The organism is Stutzerimonas sp. FeSN7 (genome assembly GCF_030263795.1).
Lineage (GTDB): Bacteria > Pseudomonadota > Gammaproteobacteria > Pseudomonadales > Pseudomonadaceae > Stutzerimonas > Stutzerimonas stutzeri.
Map to the genome: position 1 here is coordinate 1902022 of NZ_JARPMN010000001.1, position 15595 is coordinate 1917616.

General features: G+C 64.2%; 12 protein-coding genes. 7 read left to right on the forward strand and 5 right to left on the reverse strand.

The features are described from left to right. Positions 1 to 265 precede the first annotated feature (265 nt). On the reverse strand, positions 266 to 1900 hold the full coding sequence (locus tag P5703_RS08905) for a methyl-accepting chemotaxis protein (protein ID WP_014596765.1): 1635 nt from the start codon (positions 1898 to 1900) through the stop codon (positions 266 to 268). A 259-nt stretch (positions 1901 to 2159) separates the two neighbouring features. Here P5703_RS08905 and P5703_RS08910 point away from each other — a divergent pair, with 259 nt between their 5' ends. Beyond that, positions 2160 to 2990, forward strand: coding sequence for an undecaprenyl-diphosphate phosphatase (locus P5703_RS08910; protein WP_013982872.1), 831 nt, complete (start codon positions 2160 to 2162; stop codon positions 2988 to 2990). 62 nt (positions 2991 to 3052) lie between these two features. Here P5703_RS08910 and P5703_RS08915 read toward each other — a convergent pair whose 3' ends face one another. Continuing rightward, positions 3053 to 4642: an ABC-F family ATPase gene (locus P5703_RS08915; RefSeq protein ID WP_017244570.1), complete on the reverse strand. Its 1590-nt coding sequence runs from the start codon at positions 4640 to 4642 to the stop codon at positions 3053 to 3055. A 330-nt stretch (positions 4643 to 4972) separates the two neighbouring features. Here P5703_RS08915 and P5703_RS08920 point away from each other — a divergent pair, with 330 nt between their 5' ends. Next, positions 4973 to 7084, forward strand: coding sequence for a TonB-dependent siderophore receptor (locus P5703_RS08920; protein ID WP_125886082.1), 2112 nt, complete (start codon positions 4973 to 4975; stop codon positions 7082 to 7084). Between the two features lie 15 nt (positions 7085 to 7099). Here P5703_RS08920 and P5703_RS08925 read toward each other — a convergent pair whose 3' ends face one another. Further along, entirely contained in the window at positions 7100 to 8077 is a 978-nt protein-coding gene (locus P5703_RS08925; RefSeq protein WP_061373638.1) for a TAXI family TRAP transporter solute-binding subunit, read from the reverse strand. Between the two features lie 46 nt (positions 8078 to 8123). Continuing rightward, the gene (locus P5703_RS08930; protein WP_014596762.1) at positions 8124 to 9368 is read right to left on the reverse strand and encodes a D-amino acid dehydrogenase; all 1245 of its coding nucleotides are present in this window, start codon (positions 9366 to 9368) and stop codon (positions 8124 to 8126) included. 117 nt (positions 9369 to 9485) lie between these two features. Here P5703_RS08930 and P5703_RS08935 point away from each other — a divergent pair, with 117 nt between their 5' ends. Together P5703_RS08935 and zapE are read left to right on the forward strand one after the other, a co-directional pair. After that, complete coding sequence (locus P5703_RS08935) at positions 9486 to 10394, forward strand: LysR family transcriptional regulator (protein WP_125882153.1); 909 nt, start codon at positions 9486 to 9488, stop codon at positions 10392 to 10394. Positions 10395 to 10426: 32 nt separating this feature from the next. Then, entirely contained in the window at positions 10427 to 11566 is a 1140-nt protein-coding gene (gene zapE / locus P5703_RS08940) for a cell division protein ZapE (protein WP_170915858.1), read from the forward strand. Here zapE and P5703_RS08945 read toward each other — a convergent pair. Beyond that, positions 11554 to 11832: a peptidylprolyl isomerase gene (locus P5703_RS08945; protein ID WP_011913333.1), complete on the reverse strand. Its 279-nt coding sequence runs from the start codon at positions 11830 to 11832 to the stop codon at positions 11554 to 11556. The two genes, zapE and P5703_RS08945, sit on opposite strands and share 13 nt — an antisense overlap. A 228-nt stretch (positions 11833 to 12060) precedes the next feature. On the opposite strand from P5703_RS08945, the gene P5703_RS08950 reads away from it, so the two are divergent. The 3 genes from P5703_RS08950 to P5703_RS08960 all read left to right on the forward strand — a co-directional run bounded on the left by P5703_RS08950 (position 12061) and on the right by P5703_RS08960 (position 15546). Next, a complete protein-coding gene (locus P5703_RS08950) occupies positions 12061 to 13140 on the forward strand; it encodes a gluconokinase, GntK/IdnK-type (protein ID WP_419585772.1) in 1080 nt (359 codons plus the stop codon). A gap of 50 nt (positions 13141 to 13190) precedes the next feature. Then, a complete protein-coding gene (locus P5703_RS08955; protein WP_285586188.1) occupies positions 13191 to 14468 on the forward strand; it encodes a TRAP transporter large permease in 1278 nt (425 codons plus the stop codon). Between the two features lie 61 nt (positions 14469 to 14529). Beyond that, the gene (locus tag P5703_RS08960; protein ID WP_049339840.1) at positions 14530 to 15546 is read left to right on the forward strand and encodes a TRAP transporter substrate-binding protein; all 1017 of its coding nucleotides are present in this window, start codon (positions 14530 to 14532) and stop codon (positions 15544 to 15546) included. Positions 15547 to 15595 lie beyond the last annotated feature (49 nt).

Here is a 15595-nt window from a genome sequence, read left to right on the forward strand (position 1 = left end):
TAGCCAAAGGTATAAGGCTGGCGGTTCTCCGGCAGTCGTTCGGTAAGCGGACTTAAGTCGCTGTAAATACGGGAAAAACCATTTTCGGCAGAACGAATGCGGTTGTTTTCGCCAGGTCACGGAAAAATCCGGCTGCGACAACCTGTCGCGAATGGCGCGGTCGTTCAGTTGGTGTGTTTCGGCCTCACCATGGTGCCGAGAGGAGGGGGTGTGCCAGAGGATGGTGCCGTGCGGCTCGCCCACGCTGGGCGAGCCGCAGAGGCGGTCAGACGCGGAACTGGCTCAGCAGGCGATTCAGCTGACCGGCGAGTTCGCCGAGTCGCTTGCCGGCTTCGCTGGACTGCTCGGCGGCCAAGGTGCTTTCCTGCGCGAGTCCGGCGGCCTGGGTCACGTTCTGGTTGATGTCTTCCACCACGTGGGACTGCTGCAGCGTTGCGCTGGCAATGGAGGCGTTCAGGCCGGAAAGGTTGCGCAGCGCCTGGGCGATCTCACCGAGACTTTCGCCGGCCTGACTGGCCTGCTCGACGGTGAGCTGGGAGGCGCGATTGCTTTCCATGATGACGTTCACCGCGGCGCCGGAGTTCTTCTGCAGGCGTTCGATCATGCTGTGAATCTCGGCAGTCGACTGCTGGGTGCGCTGTGCCAGCAGGCGGACCTCGTCGGCCACCACGGCGAAGCCACGGCCTTGTTCGCCGGCACGGGCAGCCTCGATCGCGGCGTTGAGTGCGAGCAGGTTGGTCTGCTCGGCGATAGAGCCGATCACCTCGAGCACCGAACCGATCTTGGTGGTTTCGTCGGCCAGCGACTGGATCACATCCACCGCCTGGCCGATGGTTGCCGACAGCGCGTCGATCTGCTGCAGGCTCGTTTCGATGTTGCGTTGTCCCTGGCCAGCCTGGTTTTCCGCGCTGCCCACTTCGGTGGACGCGTGTTCGGCATTCTTCGCCACTTCCTGCACCGCGTAAGTGACTTCGTTGACCGCGGTGGCGACCTGTTCCATCTGCAGCATCTGCTGCTGACTTTGCTCATGGGCCTGGCTGGACAGTTCACTCAGCGCGCGTGACGACTGGTCCAGCGCGCCGGAAGTCTCGAACAGCTGGCCGACGACGGTGCGCAGCTTCTGGGTGAAGCGATTGAAGTCGCGCCCCAGGGTGGTCAGCTCATCGTTGCCGGAGACGTCCAGCGTGCGGGTCAGGTCGGCTTCGCCGCTGGCAATATTGGCCATGGCCGCCATGGTATGGCGCAGCGGTCGGACGATGCTGCGAATCAGGATGGCGACCAGAACCGCCATGATTGCCGAGATCAGCAGGCCGATCAGCGAGAAGCGCGTCAGGTAGTTCCAGAATTCCTGCTCGACGTCGTCCACATAGATGCCGGAACCGATGATCCAGCCCCAGGGTTTGAACAGCTGCACGTAGGAGATCTTCGGAACCGGGTTCTCTTCACCGGGCTTGGCCCACATGTAGTCCACCAGTCCGGCGCCGTCACGCCGGGCAATGGCGACCATCTCGTTGAACAGCTCCTTGCCTTCCGGGTCCTTGATCTTCGACAGATCCTGACCGTCGAGCTTCGGCTGCATCGGATGCATGATCATCTTCGGGCCGAGATCGTTGATCCAGAAGTAGTCCTGGCCGTCGTAGCGGAGCAGGCGAATCTGCTCGATGGCGGCCTGCTGAGCGTCGGCCGTGGTCATGGCTCCGCTGGTTTCGAGCTTGTGGTAGTGCTCGAACACACCGGCGGCTGCTTCCACGACGTTGCGGGTCGCTTCCTGCTTGCCGCGGTACAGGTCGGAGCGGACTTGCTGAATCATCAGCATGCCGAGAATGAACAGCATGACCACGGCGACCACGGGGATCAGCCAGAGGCGCTTGCTGATGGGGACATTGCGCAGCAGATTCATGAATAGGCTCCTGAGGTTTCTTTCTTATCGTTGTATCTGACGGGTCGGTGCTAGCGCATCGCTCCGACCTCTCATAGCGGTCGTGCCGCGGCACTCTGAGTAGCTTTTCGGCCGCGCGTGGCTAAAAATGAGCCCCCTTTTGTCGTCCGTCGAGGAATTTAATTCTCCCGGACGAGTCAGAACAGCCGGCCAGATGGCTTTCTGACATATACCTTGGTTGCATTGAGTCGCGATGGACTGCATCGCTGTAGGGGAATAGATGGATCTTTGGGTTGCGATTCAGGCGCTGATCTTGGGTGTCGTCGAGGGGATTACCGAATTTCTTCCGGTCTCCAGCACCGGTCACCAGATCATCGTGGCGGATCTGATCGGCTTCGGCGGCGAACGCGCGCTGGCCTTCAATATCATCATCCAGCTGGGCGCGATCCTCGCGGTGATCTGGGAATATCGGCGCAAGATCATCGACGTGGTGGTCGGCCTGCCCAAGGAGCGTCAGGCACAGAAGTTCACCGTCAACCTGCTGATTGCCTTCATGCCGGCCGTGGTGCTCGGCGTGGCCTTTGCCGATCTGATTCACGAATACCTGTTCAACCCGATCACCGTGGCCGCCGCGCTGGTCATCGGCGGCATCGTCATGCTCTGGGCCGAGCGTCGTGATCACGCGATCCGCGCCGAGACAGTCGATGACATGACCTGGACGCTGGCCTTGAAGGTCGGTTTCGCTCAGTGTCTGGCGCTGGTGCCGGGCACCTCGCGGTCGGGCTCGACCATCATCGGCGGGCTGCTGTTCGGCCTGTCGCGCAAGGCCGCCACCGAGTTCTCGTTCTTTCTGGCAATGCCCACCATGGTCGGTGCTGCGGTCTACTCCGGCTACAAGTACCGCGATCTGTTCCAGCCGGGTGACTTTGCCGTGTTCGCCATCGGCTTCGTCACTTCGTTCATCTTCGCCATGCTGGCCGTGCGGGCACTGCTGAAATTCATCGGCAACCACAGCTATGCCGCGTTTGCCTGGTACCGGATCGGTTTCGGGTTGCTGATCCTGGCGACCTGGCAGCTGGGCATGATCGACTGGAGCACGGCCGTCGGCTAGAGCGTCAAAGAAATGAAAAGCCCCGCTAGTGCGGGGCTTTTTATTGGGGGCCGATTCGACGGTCAGACCTGTACGCCCTGGCTGCGCAGGTAGTCGTCGTAGCTGCCGCTGAAATCGGTGACGCCGTTCTCCGACAGTTCGATGATGCGTGTGGCCAGGGAGCTGACGAATTCGCGGTCATGGCTGACGAAGATCAGCGTGCCCGGATAGTTCTCCAGCGCCAGGTTCAGCGCCTCGATGGATTCCATGTCCAGGTGGTTGGTCGGTTCGTCCATCACCAGCACGTTGGGCTTCTTCAGGATCAGCTTGCCGAACAGCATGCGGCCCTGTTCACCACCGGAAATGACCTTGACCGATTTGTTGATCTCGTCGTTGGAGAACAGCATGCGGCCAAGGGTGCCGCGTACCAGCTGTTCGCCGCCCTGGGTCCACTGGCCCATCCAGTCGAAGAGGGTGACGTCGTCCTCGAAGTCCTCGGCGTGGTCCTGGGCGAAATAGCCCACGTCGGCACTTTCGGTCCATTTCACTTCACCGGACATGGGTGGCAATTCACCGACCAGAGTGCGCAGCAGGGTGGTCTTGCCGATGCCGTTCGGACCGATGATGGCCACGCGCTCGCCGGCTTCGACCTGCAGATTCAGGTTCCGGAACAGCGGCGTGCCGTCATAGCCCTGGCTGACGCGCTCCAGCGTGACCGCCTGGCGATGCAGCTTCTTGTACTGCTCGAAACGGATGAACGGGCTGACGCGACTGGACGGCTTCACTTCATCGAGCTGGATCTTGTCGATCAGCTTGGCGCGGCTGGTGGCCTGCTTGGCCTTGGAGGCGTTGGCCGAGAAGCGGCTGACGAAGGTCTGCAGTTCGGCGATCTGCGCCTTCTTCTTGGCGTTGTCCGACAGCAGGCGTTCACGAGCCTGGGTCGCGGCGGTCATGTATTCGTCGTAGTTGCCCGGGAACAGCCGCAGCTCGCCATAATCCAGGTCGGCCATGTGGGTGCAGACGCTGTTGAGGAAGTGGCGGTCGTGGGAAATGATGATCATGGTGCTGTTGCGCGCCGTGAGAATCGATTCCAGCCAGCGGATGGTGTTGATGTCCAGGTGGTTGGTCGGTTCGTCCAGTAGCAGCACTTCCGGGTCGGAGAACAGCGCCTGGGCCAGCAGTACGCGCAGCTTCCAGCCGGGCGCCACGGCACTCATCGGGCCGAAATGCTGATCGAGCGGGATGCCGAGGCCGAGCAGCAGCTCGCCGGCGCGCGATTCCGCGGTGTAGCCGTCGAACTCGGCGAATTGCACCTCCAGCTCGGCGACAGCCATGCCGTCTTCTTCGCTCATTTCCGGCAGCGAGTAGATGCGGTCGCGCTCGGCCTTCACCTTCCACAGCTCGGTGTGGCCCATGATCACCGTGTCGATCACGCTGAAATCTTCATAGGCGAACTGATCCTGGCGCAGCTTGCCCAGACGCACGTTGGGCTCGAGCATCACCTGGCCGGCCGATGGCTCCAGTTCTCCACCGAGGATCTTCATGAAGGTCGACTTGCCGCAGCCGTTGGCGCCGATGAGACCGTAGCGGTTGCCGCCGCCGAATTTGACGGAGACGTTTTCGAACAGCGGCTTGGCACCGAACTGCATGGTGATGTTGGCGGTGGAGATCAAGGACTTACCTATCAATGTATGTGGCGGCGTGCATCGCCGATCCGGCAGCAATACTCGGCGCTCCAGCTCGCAGCGAAGGAGCTGGTGATCCTGCAGTGTTGAGGAGTACGACAGCGACGGAGGCCGGCTGTCAGAACGAATGCGGGGATTGCGGCCGAGCGAAAGGCGCTCATTGTCGCATAGCTACGCCATCGGAGTAAGCAGGGCCGCACGCAGCGATCGAGGCATTGGCCTTTCGCGGCGAAGCAGATGCGAATCGTTCCATTGACAGCGCCAAGCCAAACGGACAGCATTGTTACGATATAACGTCGTTACCTTTGAGCATTAGGCATGAGTGAGAAAGTCGCGGTATTGAAGTGGGTGGGTGCCGGAGCGGCATTGATGCTGGCGGGTGCGCCGCTGGCGGGCGCGCAGGAGGCGGCGGTGCTGGATTCGGTCGTCATCACTGCCGATCAGGAACGTGCCGACGGTCCGGTGCAGGGTTATCGCGCCAAGCGAACGCGCAGTGCCACCAGGACCGATACGCCCATCGAGGAAATACCGCAGTCGATCAGCGTCGTCCCGGCCTCGGTGCTGGACGATCTGGACAGCCCGCGAGTGGAAAGGGCGTTGGACTTCGCCGGGGGCGTTGCACGGCAGAACGACTTTGGCGGCCTGACGATGTACGAGTACAGCGTCCGCGGGTTGACCACCAGCGAGTTCTACAAGGATGGCTTCAGCGTCAACCGGGGCTACATGAACCCGCCGGACGCGGCGAGCATCGAACGTGTCGAGGTTCTCAAGGGACCATCCGCCAGCCTGTACGGCCGTGGCGATCCGGGCGGCACCATCAACATCGTCAGCAAGCGGCCGCAGCTGGATAGCTTCGCCCGTCTCGACCTGAGCGCCGGGCGTTGGGATCGCTACCGCAGCGCGTTGGACGTGAACACGCCGCTGGATGAAGACGGCAACATGCTGTACCGCATGAACATCGCCGTCGAAGACAACAAGAGTTTCCGCGACCATCGCGAATCCGAACGGCAGTTCGTGGCGCCGTCCTTCAGCTGGGAGCTGAGCCCCGATACGCGGTTGCTGGTGCAGGCTGAGGTGGTGCGCAATCGGCAGACCTTCGATCGCGGCGTGGTCGCACCCGGCGGCAACCTGGGCCGGGTGTCCCGCTCGGCCTTCTATGGCGAACCCTCCGATGGTCCGATCAGCAACGACAACGAAACGCTGCAGGCCGAACTCGAACACGACCTCAACGAGGTCTGGACACTGCGCCTGGCCAGTCACTACAAGCAGGGGCGCATGGACGGTTATGCCACCGAAGCAGCGGCGGTCGCAGCAGACGGCCGAACGCTGTCGCGGAACCTGCGCTATCGCGACTATGACTGGCAGGACGCGATCACCCAACTGGAACTGCACGGCCGGGTGGACACCGGTTCGATCGAACATCAGCTGCTGATCGGCACCGAGTACGAACGCTATGCCTTGAGCGAATTCATGCTGCGTTCCGACAACCTGCGCAGTATCGACCTCTACAACCCCGTCTATGGCTCACCGCGACCGGCGTTCAATCCGGCCCGCACGGTCGATCGCAACGAGTTGGTGCACAACCGCGCACTGAATCTGCAGGACCAGATGCGTCTGACCGACAAGCTGTTCGGCGTGGTGGGGGCCCGTTACGACCATTACGAACAGCGCCTGGACAACGAGGTGAGCGGCCGGCGAGCCGAGCAGACGCACGAAAAGATCACGCCTCGGGTCGGCGTGCTCTACCAGCTGTTGCCGGAGGTCGGCTTGTTCGCCAACGCTTCGCAGTCGTTCAAACCGAACAACGGAGCCGCTGCCAGTGGCGCGACCTTCGATCCGGAAGAGGGCATGGGCTACGAGGCGGGCGTCAAACTCGACCTGTTCGATGGCCGTCTGGGCCTGACCGCCGCGGCATTCCACCTGACCAAGGAGAATGTGCTGACCAGCGATCCGGCCAACGATGGCTTCCAGATCGCTGCGGGCGAAGTTCGCAGCCGTGGTGTGGATCTGCAGCTCGCCGGCCAGCTCACCGACGCCATTCGAGTGATCGGCGCCTACGCCTACGTGGATGCGGAAGTGACCCGCGACAACACCCTGGCGCGCGGCAGTCGCCTGCTCAACGTGCCGCGCCACAGCGGCAGCCTGCTGACCACCTACGAGTTCCAGGATGGCGATCTGCGCGGTCTTTCCCTGGGCGGTGCGCTGAACTATGTGGGCGATCGGGCAGGGCAGGCCCACAGCGACTTCGAACTGCCGTCCTACACCACGGTCGATCTGCTCGCGCGCTACCAGGCCACGCAGAACCTGATGCTGGGAGTGAACCTGAACAACGCCTTCGACCGTACCTACTACGAGCGCTCGTACAGCAACGTTTGGGTGATGCCGGGCGATCCGCGCAACCTCAGCCTGAGCCTGTCCCTGGCGCTCTGACGGCGGTCGGCTGCGTCACAGCCAGCCTTTTTCCCGGTAGTAACGTTCCGCGCCCTCGTGCAGGGGCGCGGTCAGGCCGACGCGGATCATGTCCTCGGCTTGAAGCTCGGCGAAGGCCGGATGCAGGCGCTTGAATCGTTCGAGGTTGTCGAACACCGACTTGACCAGCTGGTAGACGACTTCGGGGTCGGTCTTGCTGGTGGTGGCCAGAACCGCCTTGCCGCCGATCGAAGGGACCGCGTCATCGACGCCCGGATAGAGCCCGCCGGGGATCGGCGCCGCGCTGTAGTAGTCGGCCTTGGCGAGCAGGGCGTCGATCGCCTCGCCCTGGACCGGGATGATCCGCGCCTTCACGTTCGTCAGTGCCTCCTGGATCGCACCACTGGGATGGCCCACCACATAGGTGATGGCATCCAGGTTGTTGTCGCCCAGTGCCGAGGCCATCTCCGCGGGTTTGAGTTCGGCGGCCAGGGCGAAGCTGGCATTGCTCCAGCCTTTGGCCTTCATGACTTCCTCGAAGGTATCGCGGCTGCCGGAGCCGGGCACGCCGATGTTCACGCGTTTGCCTTCCAGGCCATCCAGATCACGGATGCCGCTGTCCTCGCGCACCACCACGGTGAGAATTTCCGATTGCAGCGAGAACACCGCGCGTAGCTCGTCGACGGCACCGTCGCGGTCGAACGGAGCCAGGCCTTGCAAGGCCTTGTGCTGATGGTCGGACTGGATGAAACCGAAATCGTACTCACCTTTCTGCAACGCCACGATGTTGGTCACGCTCCCAGCGGTGGAGGGTGCGTTGCACTTGATGGCCGGCTTCACCTCGGCGCGATTGAGGAAGCGGCACACCGACTGACCGGCGGTGTAGTACACGCCGGTCTGGCCGCCGGTGCCGATGGTGACGAAACGCTCCTGGGCGAGCGCGCCTGGGCTCGTCATCGCCAGCGCGCCTGCCAGGGTGATGCCGAACAGGCCGATACGGATCTGGTGGTTCATCGTGGTTCCCTCTTGTTGGTTTAGTCGGAACGGTACGGCTGTGAGATCAGCAGGTTAGGCTCAGCCCCTGCAGCGAAACCGCTGGCGGCGAACCGCCGATTTCGCTGGCGAGCAGGTCGGCGCTGCCGCAGGCGAGCGTGAAGCCCAGGCTGCCATGGCCGACGTTGAGCCAGAGATTATCGATGCCGCTGCGGCCGATGAGCGGCGTGCCCTCCGGTGTGGCCGGGCGCAGACCTGCCCATTGGCGGGCGTGCCGGTAGTCCCCCGCGTCGGGGAAGGTCGCGCCAGCCAGGCGCTGCAGCGTCGCGATGCGTTTGTGGTCGAGTGCGCTGTCCCAGCCGCCGATATCCACCATTGCCGCGACGCGCAGCTGATCGTCCAGGCGGGCATAGACGACCTTGTTGTCGTAATCGGTGACGTTGGTCTGCGGCACCTTGCTCCGTTCGCCCAGCGGCAGGGTCAGGCTGTAGCCCTTGAGCGGATAGATCGGCAGATCGATGCCCAGGGGCCGCAGCAGCCCGACACTGGATGTTCCGGCGGCGATCACCACATGATCGACAGTGATCTCCTCCCGGCCGATACGCACGGCACGCACGCGGCGACCGTTGCTGGGCAGCGCGTCCACCGCCTGCCCGGTATGCAGGCGGAACGCTGGCGAGGACCGCAGCCGCTGCAGCAGCTGGTGGCAGAACCGTTGGCAATCGGCGACCTCGTCACCTGGCGAGTAGATGCCGCCCTGCAATGCGGCGCTCAGTGGCGCCAGTGCAGGTTCGATCTCCACACATTGAGCCGCATCCAGCAGCCGTTGACCGGACCGCTCATCCAGCGCCGCAGCGCCTTTGGCGAGGCTTGCCCGATCACGGTAGATCACCAGCTTGCCGTTGGCGCGCCAGGCGAAGCCGTCCAATCGGTCCTCCTCGCGCCAGCTGCGCAGAACCTGTTGGCTGTGCAGGGCCAGGCGCAGCAGATGAGCGGCGTTGCGGCGGTTGACCGAGCGCCGGCAGGCCGCCAGGAAGCGCAGGCACCAGCGCCATTGCCGCAGGCTCGCCCGCGGACTGAAGCGCAGGGGCGCCGTCTGCCCGCGCAGCATCCAGCCCAGTGCCTGCAGCGGCACGCCGGCATCGGCCAGGGGCGAGACGTAGCGATAGCTCAGCTGGCCGCCGTTCGCGAAGCTGGTTTCCAGACCCACGTCGTCACGCCGTTCGATCAGCTCGACCGAGTGCCCTTGGCGCACCAGAGAATAAGCGGTGGCCAGCCCGATGACGCCGCCGCCGACGACTGCAACACGCATGCACTGCTCCTCGTATTCGATCAGCGCAGCCTAGGCGCCAGCCAGCGAGGCGGCCAATGAAAGGATGGAGGCCAGCCATAACCTGCGGTTATGCTCGGGGCTGGAGGAGGGCCGCACATGCGTCTGCGTCATATCGAACTGTTCCAGGCGATTCTGCAAACCGGCAGCCTCACTGCCGCGGCCGAGCTGCTGCATATCTCCCAGCCGGCGGCGAGCAAGATTCTCAAGCATGCCGAGCAGCAGCTGGGCTTCGCCCTGTTCGATCGGGTGCGCGGCAAACTGCAGCCCACCGCCGAGGCGCGACTGCTGCAGCAGCAGACCGAGCGCCTCGCCATCGACCTGCAGAACCTGCGCCGCCTGGCGGACAATCTCGGGCGAGGCGACGCCCGAGCCCTGCGTCTGATTTGTACCCCGGCACTGGCCCAGGCGCTGCTGCCAATGGCCTTGCAGCGCTGGCGCGAGCGTTTTCCGCACACCGCCTGCCAGCTCGCCACTCAGCACACCGCGGAGATCGTCGAGGCCTTGCTGCTACGCGAGGCGGACCTCGGCCTGACGCTGCAGGCAGTGGAACACCCCGGACTGTGCAGCCGCATGCTCACCGAAGGACGCATGCGGGTGATTGCGCCGCCCGGGTACTGGGCGCAAGAGGAGCTGGACACGCCAGTCCGGTTGCAGGCGCTGGCGGGCCGGGCGCTGATCGGCCTGGATACCCGCGATGCCCTTGGCAGCCTGCTGCGGGGGCATCTCGAAGAGCTCGACCCACCGCCGCGCGTGGTCACCTGGGTGCAGACCTATCAGCTGGCGCGCCAGCTGGTATCGGCGGGGCAGGGCGTGGCCCTGGTCGATCCATTCACCGCGCTGGCGACCGATGGCGGCGAGGTGCAGACGCGTTTGCTAGAGCCCGCCATCAGCGTGCCGCTCTATGCCCTCACCCGGGTGCACGAGCAGCCGCTGCCGGCGCAGGCAATGCTGCTCGATGCACTCGGCGAGCAGGCCGCGCGATTGCTGCAGGCCGAGCATGCCTGAGCGAGGGCCGTTACCATGAGCGCTTTGCGCCGATGACCATGCACGACGATTCACCGCTGCAACGTTACCAGCAGGCCCTTGCGCAGGGTGGCTTCGTACCGGATCCCGCGCAGCAGCACGCCGCGCAACTGCTCGAGGCCTGCCACCAGGCGTTGCGTTGCGCTGACGGCGCGCCGTCCGGGGTCTACCTGTGGGGCCCGGTCGGCCGTGGCAAGACCTGGCTTATGGACATCTTCCACGCTTGCGTTCCCGTGCCTGCGCGCCGCCAGCACTTTCACCACTTCATGCGCTGGGTACATGTTCGGCTGTACCAGCTCAATGGCACGGCTGATCCGTTGCAGGCGCTGGCGAAAGCGCTTTCGGAGGAAATTCGCGTGCTGTGCTTCGACGAGTTGTTCGTCGGTGACATCGGCGACGCGATCATCCTCGGTCGGCTGTTCCAGGTGCTCTTCGAGCACGGCGTGGTCGTCGTCGCCACCTCCAACCAGCCACCGGAGCAGCTGTACGCCGATGGCTTCAATCGCGAACGTTTTCTGCCGGCCATCGATGCCATCGTTCGGCACATGCAGGTGCTGAGCGTGGACGGGGACACCGACCACCGCTTGCATCCGGGTGCTGCGCAGCGGCGCTACTGGGTCGCCGCGCCCGGAGCTACCTCGGCGCTGGCGGCCGTGTTCGCCAACCTGGCCGGAGGCCCTGGCAGCGGCGAGCCGCTATCCCTGGGCCGTCGCCCCCTGGCGGTAGTGCGCCATGACCAAGCGGTGCTCTGGTGTCGCTTCGCCGACCTTTGCGAACAGCCGTTCTCGGCGCTGGACTTCATCGAGCTGTGCGATCGCTTCGCCGCCATACTGATCAGTGATGTACCGCGTCTGGGTGGCGCGCCGCGGGAAGGACGCATCGCCCGTGGCACCGAGGATGCGGCGACGCGAGTGGTCGCCGGAGACCGCCAGCTGCCGACGCTAGCCGCCCGGGACGATGCGGTGCGGCGCTTCATCGCCCTGGTCGACGAGTGCTACGACCGGCGGATTCCGCTGTATATCGAAGCCGAGGTGGCTCTGGACGAGTTGTATACCGAGGGGTATCTGGCGTTCCCGTTCCGCCGCACGCTGAGCCGGCTGCGGGAGATGCAGCTGCAGCGCTTCGGCCACGGGCATCTGAGTCAGTCGCGGTAGAACACCTGCACCAGGTGATAGCCGAACTGGCTCTTTACCGGGCCATGCACCTCACGCAGCGGCTTCTTGAAGATCACCTGATCGATGCTGCGCACCATCTGCCCAGGGCGCACTTCGCCGAGGTCGCCGCCTTTCTTCCCGGACGGGCAGGTCGAATACTTGCGGGCCAGCACGTCGAACGCCTCGCCGTTGGCCAGGCGCTTCTTCAGTTGCGCGGCTTCGGCTTCGGTCTTGACCAGAATGTGGCGGGCCATGGCTTTGGGCATGTCGCTGTCCTCATGCATTGAGGGGCGCGATTGTAGTCGCCTTGCCGCGCTTGTCGATCGTCCAGCCGTTGTGCTGTCGGCACGGGGTCTGGTCAAGCACGACGAGCGGTAGTTTTATCTGCATGTTTGATAGCGCTAACATCCGGCCAAACAAGCACAACAACGACGGATTTCTTCATGCCTTCAAAGCAGCCTTCCCTGGCTACCGCGTTGCCGGTCCTGGTTGTCATGGGCGTCAGCGGTTCGGGCAAGACCGATACCAGCCACGCCGTCGCCGACGCGCTCGGCCTGCCGCACATCGAGGCGGATAACTTTCACCCTGCGGAAAACGTCGCGCGTATGCGTGCCGGTACACCGTTGTCCGATACCGACCGCGTGCAATGGCTGCACGCCCTGATCGGCGAGATGCAGCGCACGCTCGATAGCGGCAGTGGCTTCGTCCTGGCCTGCTCGGCGCTCAAGCGCAGCTATCGTGAGCTCTTGCGCAGTGCCGTCCCGGGATTGCGCTTCGCCCATCTGGCCATCGATTACGACACCGCGGTGCAGCGCGTCGGTGCGCGACCGGGGCACTTCATGCCGATCTCCCTGGTCGACAGCCAGTTCGCCACCCTCGAATCGCCCGAGGGTGAGCCAGGCGTGTTGACCGTCGATGCCAGTCAGCCCCGCGACGTGGTGTTGCTGCAAATCGTCGAATGGATGCGCGGCGCCGATGTGGATGAACTGATCGAGTCCCGCGTCGATCTTTCCGCGCGTCCGTTTGATAGCGCTACCACGGCGCCGCCGCTGACCAATGCGCCGATCTACAGCGGCGCGTTGGCGCAGCGTTTCGACCTCCTGACCGACTGGCTGATGGCCGCGCTGATGGCCTTTATGGTCATCGTGGTGTTTTCCAGCGTGGTGCTGCGTTACGCCTTTGGCACCGGCTGGACGGGTGCCGAGGAACTGTCACGGCTGGCATTCGTCTGGCTGGTTTTCGTCGGCGTCGCTTCGAGCATGCGTCGCGGCGAGCTGATGAGCTTCGCCATGCTGCGTGACCGTTTCCCTCATCTGCTGCGCCGGCTGGTCGACTCGCTGAGCTGGCTGCTGGTGGCAGGCGCGAGTTGTCTGGCGGCCTGGGGCGGATGGAACCAGATGCAGTTCGGCTGGACCATCAACAGCCCGGTGGTCGGTTACCCGCTGGGCCTGGCAATGCTGCCGGTAGCGGCGAGCATGCTTGCCATGGCTGTACTGGCGCTGGTGCAGCTGGTGAATGTCTGGCGGCGCGACCAGCCAGCGGCAGCAGCCACCGCGAACATCACGGCGGACTGAGCGATGCCGCATTCAGAACAATACGGGCACTGCCCAACCGAGGACCTTTCATGACCGTCGTCGTCTTCCTCTCTTCGTTGCTGGGCTTCATGACGCTTGGCATGCCCATCGCCTTCGCACTGCTGCTCACCGGCTCGGTGCTGATGTGGTACCTGGATTTCTGGGACGTGCAACTGCTCGCGCAGAACCTGCAGGCTGGCGCTGACAGCTTCCCGCTGCTGGCTGTGCCGTTCTTCATCCTGGCCGGCGAGCTGATGAATGCTGGCGGCATCTCACGGCGCATCATCGCCATGGCGCAGGCCTATTTCGGCCACAAGCGTGGCGGCCTGGGTTACGTGGCGATTGCCGCTTCGGTGCTGCTGGCCAGCATGTCCGGCTCGGCGTTGGCCGATACCGCCGCGCTGGCGACGCTGCTACTGCCGATGATGCGCGAGCGCGGCTACCCGCTGAGTTCGTCGTCGGGCCTGGTGGCGGCGGGCGGGATCATCGCCCCGATCATTCCGCCGTCGATGCCGTTCGTGATCTACGGCGTGGTGACCGGCACGTCGATCAGCCAGCTGTTTCTCGCCGGCATGGTGCCGGGGCTGATCATGGGCATGGGCCTGATCGTCGCCTGGACGCTGATCGCCCGGCGGATCGACGAACCGAAGCAGGAAAAGGCCAGCGGTGCCGTGCGCCGCCGCGTGCTGGTCGATGGGGCGGCGGCGCTGATGCTGCCGGTGATCATCGTCGGCGGCCTGCGCGGCGGGCTGTTCACCCCGACCGAAGCCGCCGTGGTCGCCGCGGTCTACGCGCTGGCGGTGTCGACCCTGCTGTATCGCGAACTGACCTGGGCCGGGCTGGTCGAGGTGCTCACGCGTGCCAGCCGCACCACGGCGTCGGTGATGTTTCTCTGCGCCGCGGCGACGGTATCGGCGTACATGATCACCCTGGCCCAGCTGCCCGACGAGATCGCGGCGATGCTCGGTCCGCTGGCGCAGGATCCCAAGCTGCTGATGGTCGCCATCATGCTGCTGATGATCGCTGTCGGCATGGTGCTGGACCTGACCCCGACCATTCTGATCCTCGGTCCGGTGCTGGCGCCGATCGCGATCAAGGCCGGCATCGATCCGGTGTATTTCGGCGTGATGTTCGTGCTGATCGGTTCCATCGGGCTGATCACCCCGCCGGTAGGCACCGTGCTCAACGTGGTCGGCGGCATCGGCCGGCTGCGCATGGAAACCCTGGTGCGGGGCGTGATGCCGTTCTTCCTCGTCTACCTGGTGATCGTCGGACTGCTCATAGCCGTGCCCTCGATCATCACCGTACCCCTGTCCTGGCTGCGGTAACGCCGGTCGTGCAACTCCAACGACACACCCAACAGCCCAACAACAAGAAAGGTACCGCTCCATGAAACGACTCATCATCAGCACCCTGACCGCCGCATTGCTCGGCAGCACACTCGGCCTCGGCCAGGTCCACGCCGCCGACGACATCCGCCCGCGCATGATCCGCTTCGGCTACGGCCTCAACGAAGACAGCAACCAGGGCAGGGCAGTGAAACTGCTCGCCGAAGAGGTGGCCAAGGCTTCGGACGGCAAGCTGAAAGTGCGTACCTTTGGTTCGGCCAGCCTCGGCTCGGACGACCAGATGCAGAACGCGCTGATCGGCGGCGCACAGGAAATGATGGTCGGCTCGACCGCGACGCTGGTTGGCATCACCAAGGAAATGGCGGTGTGGGACACGCCGTTTCTCTTCACCGATCCTGGCCAGGCCGATCAGGTACTGGACGGGCCGGTGGGTCGGCAGATCATGGACAAGCTCGAGGAAAAGGGGCTGGTCGGGTTGGTCTACTGGGAGAATGGCTTTCGCAACGTGACCAACAGCGCGCGGCCAATCGAGAAGTTCGAGGACTTCAATGGCATCAAACTGCGCGTGATGCCCAATCCGGTGTTCATCGACACCTTCAAGCGCATGGGCGCCAATGCGGTGCCGCTGCCGTTCTCCGAGCTGTTCACTGCGCTGGAAACCAAGGCGGTGGACGGCCAGGAAAACCCCTACAACACCATCCTGTCCTCCAAGTTCTATGAAGTGCAGAAGTTCCTCAGCGTGACCAATCACGTCTACAGCCCCTGGATCGTCACGGCGTCCAAGCGCTGGTGGGACGGGCTCTCGGAAACCGAGCAGGGCATCATCATGGCGGCGGCCCAGAAGGCGCGTGATGCCGAGCGCGAGGACACCCGTCGCGAGGCGAGCCAGGCCCTGGCGGCGCTGAAGGAGCACGGCATGCAGATCAACGAGGTCAGCCCGGAGGAGATCCAGCGCATGCGCGAACAGGCGCAGCCGGCGATCCAGACGGTGATCGACGCCGTCGGCCAGGAGCTGTTCGACCAGGTCCAGGCCGAAGTCGAAAAGGCCGCGCGCTAGGAGCCGATCGGCACCTGCCCGCTGCTAGAATCCGCCGCTTTCGACCCAT

What these genes read in the sequence shown, in the direction of transcription:
- P5703_RS08925 (WP_061373638.1), bottom strand. Translation starts at nt 8,077, where the DNA reads ATGAACCACCAGATCCGTATCGGCCTGTTCGGCATCACCCTGGCAGGC.
- P5703_RS08935 (WP_125882153.1), top strand. Translation starts at nt 9,486, where the DNA reads ATGCGTCTGCGTCATATCGAACTGTTCCAGGCGATTCTGCAAACCGGC.
- P5703_RS08920 (WP_125886082.1), top strand. Translation starts at nt 4,973, where the DNA reads ATGAGTGAGAAAGTCGCGGTATTGAAGTGGGTGGGTGCCGGAGCGGCA.
- zapE (WP_170915858.1), top strand. Translation starts at nt 10,427, where the DNA reads ATGACCATGCACGACGATTCACCGCTGCAACGTTACCAGCAGGCCCTT.
- P5703_RS08930 (WP_014596762.1), bottom strand. Translation starts at nt 9,368, where the DNA reads ATGCGTGTTGCAGTCGTCGGCGGCGGCGTCATCGGGCTGGCCACCGCT.
- P5703_RS08955 (WP_285586188.1), top strand. Translation starts at nt 13,191, where the DNA reads ATGACCGTCGTCGTCTTCCTCTCTTCGTTGCTGGGCTTCATGACGCTT.
- P5703_RS08945 (WP_011913333.1), bottom strand. Translation starts at nt 11,832, where the DNA reads ATGCCCAAAGCCATGGCCCGCCACATTCTGGTCAAGACCGAAGCCGAA.
- P5703_RS08950 (WP_419585772.1), top strand. Translation starts at nt 12,061, where the DNA reads ATGGGCGTCAGCGGTTCGGGCAAGACCGATACCAGCCACGCCGTCGCC.
- P5703_RS08910 (WP_013982872.1), top strand. Translation starts at nt 2,160, where the DNA reads ATGGATCTTTGGGTTGCGATTCAGGCGCTGATCTTGGGTGTCGTCGAG.
- P5703_RS08960 (WP_049339840.1), top strand. Translation starts at nt 14,530, where the DNA reads ATGAAACGACTCATCATCAGCACCCTGACCGCCGCATTGCTCGGCAGC.
- P5703_RS08905 (WP_014596765.1), bottom strand. Translation starts at nt 1,900, where the DNA reads ATGAATCTGCTGCGCAATGTCCCCATCAGCAAGCGCCTCTGGCTGATC.